This window comes from Acinetobacter sp. 251-1 (assembly GCF_030329305.1).
GTDB classification, from domain to species: domain Bacteria; phylum Pseudomonadota; class Gammaproteobacteria; order Pseudomonadales; family Moraxellaceae; genus Acinetobacter; species Acinetobacter piscicola_A.
On the sequence record NZ_JACANS010000002.1, the window covers coordinates 136,505 to 154,555 of the forward strand.

Annotated in this window: 12 protein-coding genes; 10 read left to right on the plus strand and 2 right to left on the minus strand. The window is 37.3% G+C overall.

Annotation, left to right across the window (positions count from 1 at the left end; translation table 11 throughout):
• Positions 1–29 precede the first annotated feature (29 nt).
• The 9 genes from HX129_RS02005 (at position 30) to HX129_RS02045 (ending at position 14,321) form a co-directional block, all read left to right on the plus strand.
• Positions 30–4,568, plus strand: a complete 4,539-nt coding sequence (locus HX129_RS02005; RefSeq protein WP_286433320.1) for a translocation/assembly module TamB domain-containing protein — start codon at positions 30–32, stop codon at positions 4,566–4,568.
• A 186-nt stretch (positions 4,569–4,754) separates the two neighbouring features.
• Complete coding sequence (locus HX129_RS02010) at positions 4,755–5,129, plus strand: hypothetical protein (RefSeq protein ID WP_174492916.1); 375 nt, start codon at positions 4,755–4,757, stop codon at positions 5,127–5,129.
• 111 nt (positions 5,130–5,240) lie between these two features.
• The gene (locus HX129_RS02015) at positions 5,241–6,146 is read left to right on the plus strand and encodes a tetratricopeptide repeat protein (RefSeq protein ID WP_286433317.1); all 906 of its coding nucleotides are present in this window, start codon (positions 5,241–5,243) and stop codon (positions 6,144–6,146) included.
• A 209-nt stretch (positions 6,147–6,355) separates the two neighbouring features.
• Positions 6,356–7,579: a tetratricopeptide repeat protein gene (locus tag HX129_RS02020; RefSeq protein WP_286433315.1), complete on the plus strand. Its 1,224-nt coding sequence runs from the start codon at positions 6,356–6,358 to the stop codon at positions 7,577–7,579.
• Positions 7,580–7,741: 162 nt separating this feature from the next.
• The gene (locus HX129_RS02025) at positions 7,742–8,011 is read left to right on the plus strand and encodes a hypothetical protein (RefSeq protein WP_286433313.1); all 270 of its coding nucleotides are present in this window, start codon (positions 7,742–7,744) and stop codon (positions 8,009–8,011) included.
• Between the two features lie 305 nt (positions 8,012–8,316).
• Entirely contained in the window at positions 8,317–10,956 is a 2,640-nt protein-coding gene (locus HX129_RS02030; protein ID WP_286435967.1) for a bifunctional aconitate hydratase 2/2-methylisocitrate dehydratase, read from the plus strand.
• A gap of 50 nt (positions 10,957–11,006) precedes the next feature.
• Entirely contained in the window at positions 11,007–13,124 is a 2,118-nt protein-coding gene (locus HX129_RS02035; RefSeq protein WP_286433310.1) for a hypothetical protein, read from the plus strand.
• A complete protein-coding gene (locus HX129_RS02040; protein WP_286433308.1) occupies positions 13,117–13,332 on the plus strand; it encodes a hypothetical protein in 216 nt (71 codons plus the stop codon). Before HX129_RS02035 ends, HX129_RS02040 begins: the two co-directional genes overlap by 8 nt.
• Positions 13,333–13,577: 245 nt before the next feature.
• Positions 13,578–14,321, plus strand: a complete 744-nt coding sequence (locus tag HX129_RS02045; protein ID WP_286433307.1) for an SDR family NAD(P)-dependent oxidoreductase — start codon at positions 13,578–13,580, stop codon at positions 14,319–14,321.
• Positions 14,322–14,444: 123 nt separating this feature from the next.
• On the opposite strand, the gene HX129_RS02050 is transcribed toward HX129_RS02045, so the two are convergent.
• A complete protein-coding gene (locus HX129_RS02050) occupies positions 14,445–14,930 on the minus strand; it encodes an Lrp/AsnC family transcriptional regulator (RefSeq protein WP_130072648.1) in 486 nt (161 codons plus the stop codon).
• A 223-nt stretch (positions 14,931–15,153) separates the two neighbouring features.
• Here HX129_RS02050 and HX129_RS02055 point away from each other — a divergent pair, with 223 nt between their 5' ends.
• Positions 15,154–16,173: a sensor domain-containing diguanylate cyclase gene (locus HX129_RS02055; protein ID WP_130072646.1), complete on the plus strand. Its 1,020-nt coding sequence runs from the start codon at positions 15,154–15,156 to the stop codon at positions 16,171–16,173.
• A gap of 350 nt (positions 16,174–16,523) precedes the next feature.
• On the opposite strand, the gene HX129_RS02060 is transcribed toward HX129_RS02055, so the two are convergent.
• Entirely contained in the window at positions 16,524–17,870 is a 1,347-nt protein-coding gene (locus tag HX129_RS02060) for an amino acid permease (RefSeq protein ID WP_286433305.1), read from the minus strand.
• Positions 17,871–18,051: the final 181 nt, after the last annotated feature.

The window sequence follows — 18,051 nt, forward strand, 5'->3', positions numbered from 1 at the left end:
TTCAATAAAAATTTACATTTGGGATAATTATGGCTGACGATAAACAGCAAGAGCTTCAAAATAATGATCAAAAGCCTCCGCAACAAGCTGAGCAGACACCGAAAAAGCACAATATATTGCGTAATGTATTGTTGTCGATCGGCTTGGTTATTGTTTTATTAGTTGCTGCGTTGGTTGTGATGTTTTCAACGGATAAAGGCAGTAAGTTTTTATTAGATCGAGTTGCAGCCAGTCAAAAAATTATCCACTATGAATATGAAGGTGGGAATTTATTACAAGGGATTATTTTAAAAAATGTTTTAGTGACCTTGGCTGCTGTGGATGTCAAAATTGATCGGGCTGATGTGTCTTTGGGTTGGCGTGCGATTTTGGATAAAGAAATTCATTTGAGTCATGCAGATGTTCGTAATCTTAGACTGATCAGTAAAACGCCACCGAGTAATGAGCCTTTTAAGTTTAGTGAAATCAAATTACCTTTTGTACTGCGTTTAGACCAAGCAGATGTTGATCATTTGCAGATTCAAAGCTCAAGCAGCAAGGTTGATTTTAAAGATGTGCATTTAGAAGATGCCTTATGGTCTGGGACTGAGTTAAAGTTTAAAAATTCGAGTATGGACATGGGCTATTTGGCAGTTAAAAATGCCGAAGGGATGATGGATTTTAAAGGCAAATATCCACTCAAAGCCAAAGCAATTTTAAATCTACCTGCATTAAGTCATTTAAATATTCAAGATATTTATGTGCATGCACGAGGAACGCTCGATACCATTCAAGCAGGTGTTGCAACCCATACACCAGAATTATTAACTGCTTGGGCAGTATTGCATCCGATGCGTCCACATGTACCGATGCAAGGTGCATTGATTTTAAAAAATTACCATTTACCTATTTTACCTGAACAAAAACTCTTCGCAAAAGACGGGATTGCCAAGTTTAACGGGGACATTCAAGGTTTAGATTTAGACTTAAATACTGACTTGAGTGGTGCAAATATTCCACAAGGTCAATATAGTGCTTTAGCGCATACCGATTTAATCAATCAGTTAAATATCAAAAATTTCAATGGTCAAGTCATGGGGGGCGCAGTCAATGTCGCTGGCTTAGTGAGTTGGAAAGATCATGTGAATTGGGATATGAAAGGGCGTTTAGACCGTATTAACCCCAAAGATAAATTGATTCCCCAAGCAATTCAAGATTTTTTACCCCCAAGTTTGGATGCAAATATTGCGTCCAAAGGTATTTTACAAAAGGGTATGCATTTAACTGCCAATGTTAATTTTGACAAATATGAAGCATGGAATCTCAAACTTGATCAGGCAGAGCAGAAAAAGAAAACGCCTGAGCCAATGCTTATGGATGTGCAGTGGAAAAATATTGATCGTGCAGTGCCGTATATTGGTTGGTTGAGTAGTGAAAATGGTCAAGTGAAACTGGCATTGGTGGAAGGAAAGCAAAATATTCATGTGGCGACAGTTGTACGTCAGCACGAAAAAGGTGCATTGCCTGCAGGGCAATACAATGCCCAACTTGACCTTAAAGGCAATAATTTACATGTCCCAGCATTCCGTTATGTTGCAGGTAAAGGCAGTTTAACGGGTAATGCGGTGGTCGAGTTACCCAATGAAAAACGTCAGTTAAAGTGGAATGCATTACTTAATGCTCAGGATTTTAATCCACAAACGGTTGTTCCTGCTGCACCTGTTAATCTGTTAAATGGTCAAATTAAAGCCAATGGCTATGCAAAGCCAAATCAACAAATTATTCATTTAACAGGCATTAATTTAACTGGACGGATGGCAGATCAAGCCAAAGCTGAAACCATTCAACTCAAAGGTACAAGTACGGTAGCAGTCATTTTTCATGATGAAAAAGCCGGTGGTGGTTTTAAAAGTTTTGCGGTCAATTATGATGGGACTTTAAATGCTTCACAGTTTAAACAAGGCAGTGGTGTACTTAAAGCGCGTGTTTCAGGCACACCTGAACTGATCAAAATCGCAGAATTACAACATGATGGTATTGCAGGGAAAATTTTTGCCAGTGGTTTGGTTCATCTGAGCAATGGAATTGGTTGGGATGTAAACGCCTCGTTGGTACGCTTTAAACCACAATATTTTGTGTCTTCTGTACGTGGTGAAGTGTCTGGCAATGTGAAAACACAAGGCACATGGTCAGATCGTTTAAAACGTATCAATATTCAAAATTTGAATCTGGCAGGGATTATTAACAATAAACCTTTACGTGGAAAAGGTAATTTGGCTGTAGTACTTAATTCAAATGAGAAAGGCTTTATGCCGCAGCAGTTTGAAGCCAATAATTTATTTTTATCTTATGCGCAAAATCAAGTGCAAGCGACAGGCAATGCACAAAATTTACGTTTAAAAATTAATGCACCTGCTTTATATGAGCTATACCCCGGTTTAAGGGGAACAGCATATGGTTATTTAAACCTACAAGCGCAGCCTCATTTAAGTGCTACAGCAAATCTTAAAGTCGATAAATTTGGCTTGAATAATAGCTTCAGTATTGAAAAAATGAGTTTGATTGGTGAGTTACCAACGTCAGATACCGCACCTGCAAAAATGGTGGCACGTATGGATAATTTGCGTAGCGGTACACGTCAGATTCAATATGCAGGGATCACCTTAACAGGCACACGTAAAGCACATTTATTACAACTACAAGGTTGGAATTATTACTCAAAATTCTATGTGCAATTGGCAGGTGGCTTTAATGCACAAAATGATTGGCTAGGTCAGATTCAAAAAGGTGAGTTTGACTCGGTACGGGCGCATTTATTACAAGATCAAGCAGCGCCTGTTATTTTTACATCCGCAAAATCTGAGGTTTACGTTGGACAGCATTGTTGGTCGAGTAAACAAAGTAAATTATGTTTTGATCAACCTGTACGGGTTAGTCCAGCCAAAGGAAATGTCTCATTTATTACCCAAAAATTAGATTTAAATGACTTTGCTGCATTTATGCCTGAAGGCTTAGCATTAACAGGTGAACTAAATGGCTATGCCAAAGCTGCTTGGGCACAAGGCTCACGTCCAAAAATTGATGCAAAACTCATTACACGTAAAGGTCAAATTGGGATTGCTGCGGAAAATCCCGATGATCCCGCAACCTCAATGAACTATGATGAAGCTAGTGTTATTGTGAAAAGTATTGCAGAAGGTTTATTAACACGTGTAGATCTGAAAGCGCCAAATGTGGGTACAGGCTATGCGAGTGTGGTGATTGATCCATATTCTGCGCAAAAAAATATGCGTGGTGAGGTTGCCTTTAATGAAGTGCAATTAAAAATCTTGAAGCCATTTATTGCAGATGTACGTAAATTGGATGGCACGCTTTCTCTTGCAGGGAAAATCAGTGGTACTTTGTCACAGCCTTTGTTTGATGGTGCATTGCGATTAAAAAATGGTGAAATCAGTATGATTTCATTGCCTGTAAATTTGACCAATGTACAGTTATATTCACATATTCAACAAAATCAAGCCACTATCGATGGCGCATTCAACAGTGGTCGTGGTGTGGGTAAACTGACAGGGAACATTGATTGGAAGAATGATCCTCGTATTCAATTGTCACTCAAAGGTGACAAATTACTGGTTCGTCAAGCGCCGTTGATTACAGCTGTTGTAGACACCGATATGAGTATGGATGCTTATCCTTTGAGTAAGCGTATTACAGTCAAAGGTAAAGTCGATGTACCGAATGCCTTGATTTCAATGCCCGAGTCGAGTGCGCCAGTAGTCAATGTTTCTTCTGATGTACGTGTTGTACATGAGGGGGATGATCAGTTGGCGATTTTAAAAGCGGCTAAACCTTGGGATATTCGTGCAGATATTGATGTTAAACTAGGCAATAAAGTTATCTTCCAAGGCTTTAATAGTCGTATTCCATTGATTGGGCGTGTGTATTTATCTCAACGTGGCTTAGAGACTGCAATGCGTGCCAATGGTGCCATTGGTGTTAGTCAAAAAGTGACTATCGAAGCCTATGGGCAAAAACTTGATCTTAATCGTGCCATTGCTCGTTTTAATGGCGCATTGCCAAATCCAACACTCGATGTTGATGCCAATAAAACGATTTCAGGAAGTACTGTTGGCTTACGGGTCACAGGTACTGCAAGCAGCCCAAATATCCAAGTTTATAATGATGCTGGTTTATCTGACCAAGAGGCGATGAATGCGCTGATTACAGGACGTATTAATGAAGGTTCAAGTGGTTTAAGTAATGAAGCGGGCTTTAAATCAGATGTCAACAATACCATTGCCGCAGCAGGAATCAGTTTAGGCTTGGGGGGTACTCGTGCCTTTACCAATCAAATAGGGCAAACGTTTGGTTTAAGTGGTTTGGCATTAGATGCACAAGGTACAGGTGATGATACCCAAGTAAGTTTAACGGGTTATATTACCCCTGACTTATATATTCGTTATGGGGTGGGTGTATTTACACCAGTCAATAAACTGACCTTACGTTATCAAATGAATAAACGCTTGTACTTAGAAGCAAGTCAGTCTTTAGAAAAAGCCATCGACTTGTTCTATCATTGGCGTTTCTAAAATTTACGACGATCAGAAGTTGGATTGACGAAATCAATTTAACTTCTAGGTAGGGAATTTGGAGATGGAAAAAGGATTAAGCACTGCTGCTTGGATGTACTGAGAATTTCGCATAGGTAGAAAAGTGCAATTAAAACTGCCAATCGATGCCAAATTCAGTATGATAAGCTCCGATAGGAGATATATATGAAAAACTTATTCACCTGCGCTGTGCTTGGTACAGTTGTGGTCTTATCGGGTTGTGCTGAAAAAAAACCTGCTACCCCTGAAGAAATTTGGAAAGGTTACTGTACGAGTATTGGGAATGCAGCACGTTCAATCACTTTAGACCGTCAAAATGGTATTAGCAAAAAAGAAGCTTTGGATTATGCCAATAAAGTCACAGATCCAACCACTAAAGGCTTTATATTGCAGTATCTTGAAAAAATTTATGCGATGCCAAATGCTGAGTTAAAGGCAGACCATGAGGCTGTACAAGCGAAGTTTAAGCAGCAGGCATATGAACAATGTTTAAATACACCGCATGACCCGAAAAAAATGCCAGATTACAAACCGTTCTAATAGAACGGTTTTTATGTATGTAAAGATTGAAATAATAGCAATAATTCAAATACTATTATAAATATATACATGTAATTTATTAAAATTTTTTAAAAACACCAGAAGGTTATTATGCAACTTATTAAAATTCAACGCTGTATTCATACACTTGGTTTTTTATTTTTACTCGGATGTTCTGTTGTGACTTATGCCGATGGAAAAGTATATTTAGACAATGTTCAACAATTGGTTAAAAAAGCGGATCAGGGGGATCTTGATGCGATTCACAAACTGATTGCCATGTATGGCAAAGGAGAAACAGTTGCTAAAGATGAGCAAAAAGCATTGCAATATTCAAGAAAAGGTGCGGCTTTGGGGGATGCTCAGTCAAAATATATGGCGGGTATGATCTTATTGCATCGTCCAGACGTTTCAAAACAAGATATTGTGGAAGCAACAAAACTGTTAACTGAGGTTGCTGAATCAGGACATGCACACACCCAGGCGACTCTAGGGAGTTATTATTTAACAGGTGAGCTTTTACCGAAAAATATTGAACAAGGGATTCGGTGGACAGAGGCTGCAGCCAAACAAAATCATGGTCTTGCTTTAAACAATCTGGGTTGGATGTATTACAAAGGTACGGGGCTAAAACAAGATTATAAGAAAGCCGTAGAGTACCTGGAAAAAGGCGTAAAACAAAATAATGCTTTGGCTTATGCAAACTTAGCAACGCTTTATAGCCGTGGCGATGGTGTAAAACAAAATGACCAAAAAGCAGTTGAGTTGTTAGAAAAGTCAGTTGCACTTGGAGAACCAATGGCGAAAGTCAATCTTGCTTTGGCATATTATAATGGTGTTGGCACGAAAAAAGATCAGGATAAAGCCTATCGCTTAATACAAGAGGCAGCGCAAGCAGGTGTGCTACAAGCCATTGCCATGTTACAAGGTACAGAAACGGATTCAAAGGGCTGTCGTGAAGTCAAAAGTATGGTCGATGGTAAAGTGTACACTGCCATTGAGTGCCCGATGAGCTGAGTCGAAAAATCTTGCAAGCGATTTCACTTTATTGTTAAGGGGTGAAATGATCGTTTTAAAAAATTAATATTTTCCCTTGATGGCTAAGGTCTAGATCATCGTTATTGGGCAATGGAAAAGACGTCTGCACAAGGGGAAATCGAAAATATTCAAACAAAAAAATCGTGCATATTTTATGAGAAAGTTTGAATAATTAAGGGCATTGCATCATGTATAAAAAACAAATTTATATCAAAATGAGTATGAGTTTACTGTGTCTTAGTTTAGCGGCATGCAGTCAGTCACAACAAGTTGAAGCAGTCGAATCCGAACCATCTGCAGTTGCATCACAATCTCAAATAACACAACTTATTGCGGATGCTGAGGCAGGACATGTTAAAGCACAGTATCAAGTTTTTGAATATTATTATGAGCATGACAAGGCAAAGGCGCTGAAATATTTAAATTTAGCCGTAGAACAAGAGTATCCACCAGCATTAAATGCAATAGGTTGGTTTTACTATAAAGGTGAAAATGTAGCTAAAAATAGTAGTAAAGCGCTGTTTTATTTAAATCAAGCCAGGGAAAAAGGTTCACTATTGGCGTATGTCAACTTGGCGACCATATATCAACGTGGTGATATCGTTGCTCAAGATGAAAAAAAGGCTTTTGAATTATTAAAATATGCTTCAGCGCAAGGATTAGCTGATGCGACATTTAATTTATCTAATTGTTATGCACATGGTCTGGGCGTAGTGCAGGATAAAACTAAAGCAGCTGAGTATTTAAAAAAATCTGCCGATCAAGGTTTTGCACTTGGTCAATATTATTATGGAAGTTTATTGTTTTATGGGAATTATGTAAAAAAGAATATTCAAGAAAGTCTTCGATATTTTGCACTTGCAGCTGAACAAGGTCATGTGGATGCACAAGCTATGTTGGGTTCGCTCTACAGTAGTGGCGAATATATAGAATTAGATCCAGAATTATCATTTAAATGGACTGAAAAGGCGGCTAAAAATGGTCATTTAAAGGCTTTGGCGGATTTAGGATGGATGTACACCCAAGGTGAAGTCGTCAAAAAAGATCTGAATAAAGGAATGCAAATGTTGCAAAAAGCTGCTGAGTCCAAAAGTGCAGATGCGATGTTGTATTTAGGAATTTTATATGCACGCGGACAAGGGGTGGAGCGAGATCCTAAGCGGGCCTTTGATTATTACTCAAAAGCTGTTGATAGTGGAAATACACGGGCAAAATTCTTTTTAGGAGATGCATATTATCAAGGTAAGGGTGTTTTAGCAGATAAAGACAAAGCCTTAGAAATACTGATACAAGCATCGCAAGAGGGTAAAAGTGTAGATCAGCTTGCCATGAAAAAATATGATATTTGTCGCTTAGAAACACGAATGGTTAAAGACAAACCTATGTATGCCATAGAATGTCCTTTATTTTAAATAAAAATCTTAAGATCGCAATGCATAAGCATTCAATTGAAGCATATCGTAAATATGGGGCAAGAGCGGGTGATATTGCAATAAAAAATGATTAGCATAAAAAGTGAAAAGCATATATAAAATATAGAAATAGAAAATTACATAATGTAGAGGAGTGAGAAAATGGAAGTTATTGCGTACCTACATAATGCAGACTTGCTCTTAGAGGATGAACAAGGCGTTGCAGTGATTAGTGGAAGTCACTATGTTTTAAGTTTAGGTGATCAGGTGCATATTCGCCAAGTGATTGATGAGCCTGCAAAAATTTACCAAGTGCATATTTCGTTTGCGAGTGCTGCACATGCTATGTTGCATGAGGATGAAATTTTTATCAAATTTGAAGGCTGTAGAAATGCTTTTCAAGACTATTTACGTAGCACCACAGTCCACTAAGGTGGTATTCTAAATTTCACCCATTCAGGCAACAATAGGTTGCCTTTTTTACGGTTTAAGATCTGTTAAACGTAATGCAAGCACATTCATTTTAAAAAATGAGTTTGTGAGAGATATATTGGATATAAAAGTAGCAAAAAGCAGCCACTATTTATTTACAAAATAACGGTCATCACGAATTAACACGCTGCTTGCATTAACTTTTGGCTTGATTTTTAGTAAAATTTGATTGTCCATATTGCTTATGAAGCTTTCAAGGAAGCAAAACATTCGTAAGTAATTTTTTAAAAAAGAGGAATAACACCGTGCTAGAAGCTTACCGCCAACACGTTGAAGAACGTGCCGCACTCGGAGTCCCACCGAAGCCACTTGACGATGCTCAAACTGCTGCATTAGTTGAATTATTAAAAAACCCACCTGCTGGTGAAGAAGCTTTTTTAGTTGACTTGCTTGAAAATCGTGTTCCAGCGGGCGTTGACCAAGCTGCTTATGTAAAAGCTGCTTTCTTAGCTGCTGTGGCAAAGGGTGAAGCAACTTCTCCTTTGGTTTCTAAAGAACGTGCGGTTTACTTACTAGGTACGATGCTTGGTGGTTACAACGTTGCACCATTAGTTGCATTGCTTGATGATGCTGCCTTAGGTGAACTCGCTGCTGAAGCATTGAAAAAAACACTTCTTGTATTTGATGCGTTCCATGACGTTGCTGATAAAGCAAAAGCGGGCAATGCAAATGCAAAAGCAGTTCTTCAATCTTGGGCTGACGCTGAATGGTTCACAAGTCGTAAAGATGTTCCTGAAGAAATTAAACTGACTGTTTTCAAAGTGACTGGCGAAACCAACACTGACGACTTGTCACCTGCACAAGACGCTTGGAGCCGTCCAGACATTCCATTGCATGCAAATGCAATGTTGAAAAACGAACGTGATGGCATCAACCCTGAAAAACCAGGTGAAGTTGGTCCATTAAGCCAAATCAAAGATCTCATCGCAAAAGGCAACCAAGTTGCATATGTTGGTGATGTTGTGGGTACAGGTTCATCTCGTAAATCTGCAACGAACTCTGTGCTTTGGTTCTTTGGTGATGAAATTGCTCACATCCCGAACAAAAAAGACGGTGGCTACTGTTTAGGTTCTAAAATCGCTCCGATTTTCTTCAATACAATGGAAGATGCAGGTGCATTACCTGTAGAAATCGATGTTCAAAACATGAACATGGGTGACGAAATTGTTCTTAAGATTGATCATGCTGCTGCAAAAGTAACTGCATTCAAAGATGGTGCTCAAATCGCTGAAGCTGAACTTAAAACTCCAGTTCTTCTAGATGAAGTACGTGCGGGTGGTCGTATCAACTTGATCGTTGGTCGTGGTTTAACTGCAAAAGCACGTGAAGAATTAGGTCTTGCACCTTCTACATTGTTCCGTACACCAGTTCAACCTGCTGCAACAGGTAAAGGCTTCACTCAAGCTCAAAAAATGGTCGGTCGCGCTTGTGGTCTTCCTGAAGGTCAAGGTGTACTTCCAGGTACTTACTGTGAACCTAAGATGACCACTGTTGGTTCGCAAGATACAACAGGTCCAATGACACGTGATGAATTGAAAGACTTAGCTTGCCTAGGCTTCTCTGCTGACCTTGTTATGCAATCTTTCTGTCACACAGCTGCATATCCAAAACCAGTTGACGTTCAAATGCAACACTCGCTTCCTGATTTCATCATGAACCGTGGTGGTGTATCACTACGTCCAGGTGACGGTATTATTCACTCTTGGTTAAACCGTATGCTTCTTCCAGATACAGTAGGTACTGGTGGTGACTCACATACGCGTTTCCCAATTGGTATTTCATTCCCAGCGGGTTCTGGTCTTGTAGCGTTCGCTGCTGCGACTGGTGTTATGCCACTCGATATGCCTGAATCTGTACTTGTGAAATTCAAAGGTAAAATGCAACCTGGTATCACACTACGTGACCTTGTACATGCAATTCCTTATGTTGCGATTCAGCAAGGTGACTTAACTGTAGAGAAGAAAGGTAAGAAAAACATCTTCTCTGGTCGTATCTTAGAGATCGACTTAACAGAAATGGAAACTGATCTTACTGTTGAGCAAGCATTCGAACTTTCTGATGCTTCTGCTGAACGTTCAGCTGCTGGTTGTTCAATCACACTTTCTGAAGAGAAAGTTGCTGAATACCTGAAATCAAACATCACGATGTTGAAATGGATGATTTCTGAAGGTTATGGCGATGCACGTACTATGGCACGCCGTGTTGAAAACATGGAAAAATGGTTAGCGAACCCATCACTTCTTAAAGCGGATCCTGACGCTGAATATACGAAAGTGTATGAAATCGACCTTTCTACGATCACTGAACCAGTTCTTTGCTGTCCAAACGATCCAGATGATGCGAAATTGTTATCTGACGTTCAAGGCGGGAAAATTGACGAAGTATTCGTTGGTTCTTGTATGACGAACATCGGTCATTTCCGTGCAGCGGGTAAATTGTTAGAAAAAGTTCCAGGCGGTTCATTGTCTACTCGTCTTTGGTTAGCTCCTCCAACGCGTATGGACGAACGCCAATTGATGGAAGAAGGTTTCTATAATACTTATGGTAAAGCTGGCGCGCGTACTGAAATGCCAGGTTGTTCATTATGTATGGGTAACCAAGCACGTGTAGCACCGAACACAACTTGTGTATCGACTTCTACTCGTAACTTCCCGAACCGTTTAGGTCAAGGTGCGAACGTTTACTTAGCGTCTGCTGAGCTTGCTTCTGTTGCTGCTGTACTTGGTAAATTACCAACTCCAGAAGAATATCAACAATATGCTGCTCAAATCGACAGCATGTCTGCTGACATCTATCAATACTTGAACTTTGATAAGATGGAAACTTATACAGATGCTGCTGCTGATGTAGATACGAAAAAAATTGCTGCTGCTCAATTGTCTTAATTGATTAAGTAGTTGAAAATAAGGGCTGATTATTCAGCCCTTATTTTTTTATGCAAAATTATTACGAAAATAAATTTGAGTCACTACTTCTGGAATTTGACTCTAAACTTGCCAAAGAAAAAATTGTGGAAGATCTTTTGTATAAAAGCTCACAACCAAAAGTAGGTGATTTTAAAAATAAATTTGAAATGTTTTGGCAATCAAGGTTTATAAATTTGCTTAATATTAGTGATGTGCGAAGTGAAAATTACATCCTTGCATTGAGCCAATATATCCGTTACGAAATAAATAATAAAAATATTTGTATCCAATATTTAAAACTTGATTTACACAGCTTTATCTTAGCAATTCGTTATTCAGGAATTATCCTTAATTCTGAACATAGTTCTTGGGGAATAGTGAAAGTAGTAGCGGAAGAATTGGCTATTGATCAGTTAAGTCACTTTATTAGGACAGTAGAGCACTTACAAGAACAGTATAAATTTAGACTAGGAGTTTATGAGGATATTAAAAACAAACTGAATATTGGTCAAATTACAGCTATGGTTTTTGGCAGTTTATATGCTTATGAATATTTAATTCCTAATCAAGATTATTTTGAGTATTTACCTCATCAATTTGATAAAAAAGAAAAAAATTCAGCAGAAGTAGTTTGGAAAGCTTTTGATGAAATTGTTAAAACTTCTAAAAAAAATACTAAAAAATTGACTGAGCAATCGATAGCTTTGGCATTAAGAAATAAATTAATGCCTTTCTTGACTAGTGAAGGTATGACTCTACAGCTTTACGATCAATATGAATTGTATAAAAAGCTCGTAGCAATAAAAATTGAGATCATTAACTACAAAAGAAATGTTCTCGAATCATTTTGTTTTGATAAGTCTGTAAATTACAGTGTGAACAATTCAGAATTGATATTTACCAATGCAAAAGTTGAAAAGAATAATTGGTCGGAAAAAAACTCTTTATTAATAAACTATTGGCTTAATATTGGTACTAAAAATCTACTAAAATCTGATGCTATTTATAGCATTATAAATACAGGTAATAATTTAGAAGCTAATGCAATTGCGTTATCAAAAGCATTTGGTATACAAGAACAGTTAAAACAAGTTTATGGGATTTCAGATTTCAGTATAAATCATCAAAAGTTCGATGCTTATGAAACAATGATAACGATGACTTTGTCGCAAGCACATTATTTAAAAGATCACATCGAAAAATTTATGAGTTTTTTATCTAAAGTAGAAAATAATTTACAAGCTTTATCGCAGCTTACTATGCATGGATTTGTAATTGGTGAAAATAGAATGCCTTTCACTTTTGCTAAACGAGAAGAGAAAGTAAAAAGAATGTCCTCATGGGTTAGGGGAACTTCAAATAATGTAAAAAAGAAGAAAATGGAATCCATTTTAAATTTTTGGAGTTGTGATTTATATAACGAAAATGATGTTTCAACATTGCAACAAAAACCATTTTATCAAATTGATGATTTTATCTTTCAGTTTCCTTGGCTTACGGCTTATCAAAATTTGAATACTACAATGATTAATTATGTACGTAAATTGCATAAAAATCGTGTAGAGCTAAAAGAAGAAACAGATAATATTGAAGTAAATTTAGCTGAAAAATTTAAGAAAGTAGGCTTTCAAGTTTTTTGCCAACATCAACCTACTATAGGCAATGCGGGTGAAATTGATCTGATAGCGATATATGAAAACCATGTAATTGTAGCAGAGGTTAAGTCGACCTATATTAAAAGCAGTATTCAAGAAATTTACGAATACCGAAACTTCACTTTAAATAAAGCAGCTTATCAACTTTCAAAGAAAGAGGCTTATGTCAGAAATGAATTTTTAAATCAATATTTTGAAAATTTAGATGATGTAAAAATTCATTCTTGGATTATAGATACAACCTTAGAGTTTGATCATCAATATTTTAATAATCATTTAAAAATATCTATTGATGAAATCATTATATCTTTAAATGGAAAGGCTGATTTTATGAATTCCTTCATAGATGATTCATTTGATCTAGAGGAAGAATCGAATGCTGTTGATCCTATACAGTTTATTGATGATATTGAGAATGATAGATTTTGGGAAAATCAACTCGGGAATTATGATAATTATATGAATAGTATGCTGAGTAAATTGAATGTCTAAACAACCCCGCTTTCTCTGTATCGGTGGTTTCCTCAACGGAACCCAAGTCAAAGACCAAGGCGAAAGCTTTGTTTGTATTGAAAATGGCAAAAAAATCACTTACTTTAAGAAAGAAATCTTTAATCAAGATGCTTGGGATCATGACTATTATGTCTGTGAAACCACGAGCGATTTAGACGCTAAAAAATGGGTCTTTGACATTCAATGATTGAATAGACTAAATTGTAGACATTAAAAAGCCCCCTGATTCAGGGGGCTAGTCGTATCACTCGCGTGATACTCATATAAGGCTCATCTCATACTGTTTCCATTAAAACATAAAACAAGAAATTTAGCCAAAACAAGATGCTAAGAATTGAGAAAAATAAATCAGAACACACCATACTTACTTAATGGGTTTTTAGCCTGAGATATGTTATTTATAAAACAGGTAATGGCTTAAGGATGAAAAAGATGAGTTTTAACAATAAAGTAGTGATTGTAACAGGTGGTGCAAGTGGGATTGGCTTAGCAACGGTAAAGGCATTCTGCAAAAATGGCGCTAAAGTAGTTATTGCTGATTTAAGTCAGCATGGACAAACAGTGAGTGATGAACTTAATCAACAAGGTTTTACCACCAGTTATTTCCAAATAGATGTACGCAACGAACAAGAAAATAAAGCCTTAATCCAACACACAGTCGATACATTTTCTGGTCTAGATATTGTCTTTGCCAATGCTGGTGTAGCGATGGATGCACCAATTGACCAGTTATCCTTAGATCGCTGGCAAAAAACTATAGATATTAACTTAACAGCAGTGTATTTAGTGGATAAATATGCCATTGAATATTGGCTAGCAGAAAATAAACAAGGCGTGATTGTGAATTGTGGTTCAATCCATAGTTGGGTCGGTAAAAAGGGAGTAACTGCATATGCAGCAGCAAAAGCTGGTGTAAAACTGCTCACCCAAACACTTGCTATTGATTATGCAGCCAAAGGAATACGTATTAATGCCGTATGTCCAGGGTATATTGATACGCCATTGTTGAGTGCGGCTGATGAACGCCAAAAAGAAACACTCGCTAAACTACATCCAATTGGACGCTTGGGTCAGCCTGAAGAAGTCGCAAATGTTGTTCTATTTCTTGCAAGTGATAAAGCTTCTTTTGTGAATGGTACAGCGATCTTAGTAGATGGTGGTTATACTGCTCAATAAAGTAAATAAACCATAGTTGTAATTAGCACAGCTAGATATATGTATCTGTGCTAATGCTTCATTTATTTTAAAATGAGAAAAATAGAAACCTATAATAGAACGATGATCATGAAAAATTGAAAGTTATTCAATCATTAACAAATCCGCACTATTTGCCAGCTTTAACGGTCTTAACGCAAAAATAGAACGAGTATGACGAATCCCTTTCATAGAGTATAAGTTTTTCCGTAAAAAACGCTCATAATGCTCTGCATTTTTTACTGCAACTTTCACTAAATAATCATAATCCCCTGTGACTAAATGCGCTTCAACAACTTCAGGCATATTGGCAAGGGCATGACTAAACTCATCTAAAATTTCATCATCATGCCGTTCAAGTGTAATTTCAATAAAAAATAACTCATTAATGCCCAAAGCTTTTGGATTAATATTTGCGGTATAACCATCAATGATATGGGCATTTTCTAAACGCTTTAAACGTGTCCAACACGGAGAAGTCGACAGATTTACCTTTTCAGCCAGTTCGGTCACACTCAAACGACCATCTTTACGAAGCTCAGATAAAATTTTTCGATCAATACGATCAAGTTGGTAAACAGTATCAGTCATGACAAAATTAAATGATATTTTAATTAAAAAAAGCTTATAACACTCTTGCTCGTTATGAAATGCAAAACTACAAATCCGTGTCGAAGTGCTGTAAAAAACAACATTAAATGCTTGAAAGTTTGCAACTTGTCAAAGAATAGCAAATAACCATATTGAAAGCCGCTATACAAAAAATGAAATTATTTTTAGAATGAAATCATCGCTAAATTCGCTCTTTCACAATATGCCTAAATCCAAACAACCGACACAAAAACAACTGATGGCTGTCATTCAAACCCAAACTGCAATTGCGAAATTGGGACTCGATTTAAATGCTGTAATGACGTTGGTCGCAGAACAAGCCCAATTGATGACTCAAGCAAAAGGGGCTGTGGTGGAGTTGGCAGAAGAGGGCGAGATGGTCTATCGTGCGGTATCAGGTGGGGCAGCACATTTATTGGGCTTACGTTTAAGTCAAGAAAATAGTTTGTCGGGCTTATGTGTTATACAAAACAAAATTTTATATTGTGAAGATAGTGAACTCGATGCACGGGTAGATAAAGTCGCTTGTCGAAAAGTTGGACTGCGTTCAATGGCGGTCGTTCCCTTGATTCATTGTGGGGATGCGATTGGTGTGCTAAAAATTTATGCAGAAAAAGTGTCAGCATTTAAAGAAGGTGACCTACAACTTTTAACTTTAATGTCGGAACTGATCGCAGCTGCAATGTATCATGCCACTCGCTTTGGGGCACAAGAGCTGTATAAGTTAGCGACGCAAGACCAACTGACAGGTTTGGCAAATCGGGCATTATTTTTAGATTGTTTGCGTCAAGGACTGCTTACAGCAAAGCAAAATAATAAAAAATTAGGTGTTTTAATGATTGATATGGATGGTTTAAAACATATCAATGATGAATATGGGCATCGACTAGGGGATATTGCTTTAAAAGAAATTGCGGATCGAATCAAAAAGTCTATTCGACATGATGACTTAGTTGCACGTTTAGGTGGCGATGAATTTGCTGTGATTTTATCTTCAGTGGAAAATCAAGCTTTAGCAAAAACTGCGATGAACCGTATTTCTGAAGCATGTGGTTTGCCTTTTGTATTTGAAAATATTGATTTAAAAATAGGGGCAAGTTTAGGCTTGGCAATTTTCCCAAAAGATGCACAGAGCATAGATCAGCTGATTGAATGTGCCGACTTAAATATGTATGAAGACAAGCGTGAAAGAAAATCAGTGAAGATGATCAACCATGAATAAGTGGTTGGATGCTGAGTTTAAGTATTTTAAAAATTGAGATTGTTGTTTTTGAAAAAATTTCAAACGATAAGGATTAATTTAAGATAATTATTGTTAGTTTCTTTAAATTTAGAAAATATTTTCAATATAATTTAAATCGAGGGAAAATATTTTCAAAAAACAGAGAAATAAAACTGAAATAAGAGAAACTTTTTACTTACTATTTCAATATACTAAATTTATTCAATCAAAGCCATTTGGGAGACTGGTTTTGATTCTGCGGACAGTATCTTTAGAGGAAGGGTGCCTTTAAATATACTGTCCGCAATTTATTTTTAGTCAATATTGAATTAGATTTTTTAAAATAACATTCATTTTTTCTGCTTTAACCCATACGCTAAACTCAAACAGATGATCCATACAGGAATCAATAAAACCGCAATACGCATATCGGGTGTTAACCACATAATGACTAAAATACTGAGCATAAAGGCGATACAAATATAATTACTCAGTGGGTAGGCAATGGTTGGAAAAAGTGTATTGTGCTTAAGTTTTTGCATTTTCTGTTTAAATTTAAGATGGGTACATGCCAACATCATCCAATTGATCACAATGGCGGATACGACCAAACTCATCAGTAATTTAAAAGCTTTTTCGGGGAAAATATAATTCAACACAACACAAATTAAAGTGACGAATGCCGACGTCAAAATCGCGGCATAGGGAATACCACGTTGATTAATTTTACGAAGGAACTTAGGTGCATTGCCTTGTTCTGCGAGTCCAAGTAACATGCGACTCGTACCATAACTTGTTCCGTTATAGACTGAAATGGCTGCTGTGAGCACGACAAAATTTAAAACAGTGGCAACACCTTGACTGCCCAAAGAGTCAAAAATCAAGACAAAGGGACTACCACCTTCAGCGATTTGATTCCAAGGAAATAACGATAGTAAAACTACAATGGTTAAGACATAAAAGAGTAAAACACGATAAACGATCTGATTGACTGCTTTAGGAATGGTTTTGGTTGGGTCTTTGGTTTCTGCTGCAGCAATCCCGACCAATTCAATACCACCAAAGGAGAACATGATAATCGCCATTGCCATGACTAAGCCAGTCAAACCATTCGGAAAAAAGCCGCCCAAAGCCCATAAATTGGAAATGGATGCGGTTTCACCTGCATGACCACTCGCGAGCAGCCAAGCACCGAAGCCGATCATACCGATGATTGCGACAATTTTGATGATTGAAAATAAAAACTCCATTTCACCAAAAACTTTGACATGCACTAAGTTGATTGCATTGATTAAGACAAAAAAAGCGAGTGCAGACATCCATGTTGGAATGTCAGGCCACCAATAATGTATATATAAACCGATGGCGCTGAGTTCTGCCATACACACTAAAATATTGAGTACCCAATAATTCCAACCTGACATAAAGCCTGCAAAAGGGCTCCAAAATTTATAGGCAAAATAACTAAAAGAGCCGCTAACAGGTTCTTCGACCACCATTTCACCAAGTTGGCGCATCATAAAAAAGGCGATTAAACCTGCGATGGCATAACCTAAAATAACCGAAGGGCCTGCAAGTTTAATGGTTTGTGAAATACCAAGAAAAAGCCCAGTCCCGATCGAGCCGCCCAAAGCAATGAGTTGAATGTGACGGTTACTTAAGCCATGTTGAAGTTGGCTTTGCTTTTGCGATGACATAAATGATCCATTTATGTAGTAGGTGAGATTGTGCAACAGCACAGTGTAATTGATACTATAATAAAAATTTATATATTTATAAAATTTTATTTATGAATGTTCGGTATGCCCTATTTTAAAATGTATAAAATATATGTCGTGAGGATATGAACATTTGTAAAGCGAAAAACTGCGTATTACC

Bases quoted from the DNA above. Each gene is read 5' to 3' on its own strand.
- HX129_RS02005 (WP_286433320.1), top strand. From the start codon at position 30: ATGGCTGACGATAAACAGCAAGAGCTTCAAAATAATGATCAAAAGCCT.
- HX129_RS02010 (WP_174492916.1), top strand. From the start codon at position 4,755: ATGAAAAACTTATTCACCTGCGCTGTGCTTGGTACAGTTGTGGTCTTA.
- HX129_RS02015 (WP_286433317.1), top strand. From the start codon at position 5,241: ATGCAACTTATTAAAATTCAACGCTGTATTCATACACTTGGTTTTTTA.
- HX129_RS02020 (WP_286433315.1), top strand. From the start codon at position 6,356: ATGTATAAAAAACAAATTTATATCAAAATGAGTATGAGTTTACTGTGT.
- HX129_RS02025 (WP_286433313.1), top strand. From the start codon at position 7,742: ATGGAAGTTATTGCGTACCTACATAATGCAGACTTGCTCTTAGAGGAT.
- HX129_RS02035 (WP_286433310.1), top strand. From the start codon at position 11,007: ATGCAAAATTATTACGAAAATAAATTTGAGTCACTACTTCTGGAATTT.
- HX129_RS02040 (WP_286433308.1), top strand. From the start codon at position 13,117: ATGTCTAAACAACCCCGCTTTCTCTGTATCGGTGGTTTCCTCAACGGA.
- HX129_RS02045 (WP_286433307.1), top strand. From the start codon at position 13,578: ATGAGTTTTAACAATAAAGTAGTGATTGTAACAGGTGGTGCAAGTGGG.
- HX129_RS02050 (WP_130072648.1), bottom strand. From the start codon at position 14,930: ATGACTGATACTGTTTACCAACTTGATCGTATTGATCGAAAAATTTTA.
- HX129_RS02055 (WP_130072646.1), top strand. From the start codon at position 15,154: ATGCCTAAATCCAAACAACCGACACAAAAACAACTGATGGCTGTCATT.
- HX129_RS02060 (WP_286433305.1), bottom strand. From the start codon at position 17,870: ATGTCATCGCAAAAGCAAAGCCAACTTCAACATGGCTTAAGTAACCGT.